At 36.6% G+C, this 2,373-nt stretch carries 2 protein-coding genes, 2 tRNA genes and 2 pseudogenes; 4 read left to right on the top strand and 2 right to left on the bottom strand.

Features of this window, described 5'->3' with window-relative positions; genetic code table 11:
• Both A1D25_RS08030 and A1D25_RS08035 read left to right on the top strand, forming a co-directional pair.
• Nucleotides 1–405: transposase (locus A1D25_RS08030; RefSeq protein WP_205420595.1), on the top strand; the 405-nt coding region annotated here is incomplete at its 5' end.
• Nucleotides 406–468: 63 nt separating this feature from the next.
• Nucleotides 469–786, top strand: a pseudogene (locus A1D25_RS08035) (tyrosine-type recombinase/integrase); the annotation flags it as partial.
• A gap of 31 nt (nucleotides 787–817) precedes the next feature.
• On the opposite strand, the gene A1D25_RS08040 reads toward A1D25_RS08035, so the two are convergent.
• Nucleotides 818–894: transfer RNA gene (locus tag A1D25_RS08040), tRNA-Arg, on the bottom strand.
• A 41-nt stretch (nucleotides 895–935) separates the two neighbouring features.
• Nucleotides 936–1,012: transfer RNA gene (locus tag A1D25_RS08045), tRNA-Pro, on the bottom strand.
• Nucleotides 1,013–1,178: 166 nt separating this feature from the next.
• Here A1D25_RS08045 and folD point away from each other — a divergent pair.
• Together folD and A1D25_RS11290 are read left to right on the top strand one after the other, a co-directional pair.
• A complete protein-coding gene (gene folD / locus A1D25_RS08050; protein ID WP_157395171.1) occupies nucleotides 1,179–2,033 on the top strand; it encodes a bifunctional methylenetetrahydrofolate dehydrogenase/methenyltetrahydrofolate cyclohydrolase FolD in 855 nt (284 codons plus the stop codon).
• 132 nt (nucleotides 2,034–2,165) lie between these two features.
• Nucleotides 2,166–2,373: pseudogene (locus tag A1D25_RS11290) on the top strand (IS256 family transposase, variant Zn-binding type); the annotation flags it as partial.

The following is a 2,373-nucleotide window of genomic DNA, read 5'->3' on the forward strand; positions in this document are numbered from 1 at the left end:
GCAGCACAAATGGGTAATCGTGTTAAAAACATGATTGCTCCGATGATATATCAAAATACCATGACAAGCTGTTTATTTGAAAAATGGTTTAAAGATATGCTGCTTCCCACCTTAAACCAATTAGACCGTCCATCAATCATCATCTTGGATAATGCCAAATTTCATAGAATGAAACACTTACAAGAAATTATTAATGACAGTATCAAAACAAATACAGACGCCAATAGCATCAACAATACCAATGACAAAAGACACAAACACATTATTCTGCCCCTACCCCCTTATTCACCTGAGTTAAATGCCATAGAACCCAGTTGGGCAACAATTAAGCAATGGCTTAGAAGTCATTTATTTGAATTTGAAACTATTAAGCAGGGGTTGATGGGATATTTTGGTGTTAATTGACTATATAGTGGAGATCCCACACTTTTGTCCACTTGAAAAGAAAATGGACAAAAATCCCACATTTTTGTCCATTACGCCGGGCGAAATAGAAATCCACTTGATGATATTAACCGCAAGGCATTTAATCTTGCAACGAAAAAATGCTTTATTTTAGATTTTCACTTCCACGATTTACGCCACACTTGGGCAAGCTGGCATGTTCAATCAGGTACACCATTATTTGTACTGAAAGAACTTGGTGGTTGGGAAACTCTATAAATGGTAAAAAAATACGCCCACCTAAATGCAGATCATTTAATGGAGCATGCTGACAAAGTGGAATTTTACAGCACATTTACGACACACCAAGCTGAAAAAACACATTTAAGATTGGTTGCGTAACTTGTAACTTATTGAAATATAAAGAAAATAATGGCACGCCCTAAAGGATTCGAACCTTTGACCCACGCCTTAGAAGGGCGTTGCTCTATCCAGCTGAGCTAAGGGCGCAATAAATAGATAATATTAAGAATAGTTCTATAAAAAAGAAGTGGTCGGCGAGATAGGATTTGAACCTACGACCCACTGGTCCCAAACCAGTTGCGCTACCAAGCTGCGCTACTCGCCGACGTAAGATGTGCTGAATTATAGTTTTTTTTATTCTTTCGTCAATCTCTTTTTAATTTCAACTTATTTGAATGACTGTTCTTTGAACGTTAAACATATTAAGACTTATCAAAAAGCAAAAATTTTGAGAGAATAGCAAACGTTTTCGTATCACTAGGAGCCAAACAATGTCTGCAAATATTATTTCAGGAACATCCATCTCAAACCAAATAAAAAATGAAGTAGCAACCCAAATCTCACATTATCTTGAACAAGGATACCGTTCGCCAGGACTTGCGGTTATTTTAGTTGGGTCAGATGCTGCTTCCCAAGTGTATGTTGGAAGTAAAAGAAAAAGCTGTGCTGAAATCGGTATTCAATCTAAATCATACGATCTTCCTCAAGAAACCACAGAACAAGCACTTTTAGATTTAATTGATGAATTAAATAAGGATGAAAGTGTAGATGGTATTTTGGTTCAGCTACCGTTACCTAAACATATTGATAGCACCAAAGTGATCGAAGCAATGCAACCCGATAAAGATGTTGATGGTTTCCACCCATATAATGTAGGCAGATTATGCCAACGTATTCCAACATTAAGAGCTTGTACACCTTATGGGGTAATGAAACTATTAGAAAATACCCAAGTTGATCTTTATGGTAAACACGCTGTTATCGTAGGTGCATCAAATATCGTAGGTCGTCCTATGGCATTAGAGCTATTATTAGCTGGCTGTACTGTTACTGTGACTCATCGTTTTACCCAAGATCTCGCCTCTCATATCCGTCAGGCTGATATTTTGGTTGTTGCAGTAGGGAAACCTCAATTTATCTCTGGTGAATGGGTTAAAGAAGGGGCTATTGTGATTGATGTAGGTATTAACCGTATTGACGGTAAATTAGTTGGCGATGTTGAATTTGAGCAAGCATCTCAAAGAGCAAGCTATATTACACCTGTTCCGGGTGGGGTCGGTCCAATGACTGTTGCAATGCTGATGCAAAATACTTTACAAGCTTATCAACATCATATTGCCCCGTAACAAATTAGAATAAAAAAGGCATAATGGACAAAATGGTTGCTAAAAAGTGCGTTAAGAGCTTATAGTACAAGGCTTTAACGCACTTTTTTTGAAAATGAATAAAAAACTTGTCCTTTTTGTAAAAATCAGAATATAAAGAAGCACGGTACACAAAATAACACTCAACGTTATAAATGTAATTGCTGTAATAAAACATTCACCTTTCAACATAAAATAAATCCTGCTGATATTTGGCAAGATTATTCGCAAGGAAAACAAACTTATAAAGAACTCGCCATAAAATATAAATGCTCCGTTAAAACTATTCAGCGATATATTGATAAAGCCCCTAAAACCGCAT

Origin of the sequence: Ursidibacter arcticus, from assembly GCF_009761375.1 — a bacterium.
Classification (GTDB): domain Bacteria; phylum Pseudomonadota; class Gammaproteobacteria; order Enterobacterales; family Pasteurellaceae; genus Ursidibacter; species Ursidibacter arcticus.

Coding starts and splice junctions, on each gene's coding strand:
- folD (WP_157395171.1), top strand. CDS start 1,179: ATGTCTGCAAATATTATTTCAGGAACATCCATCTCAAACCAAATAAAA.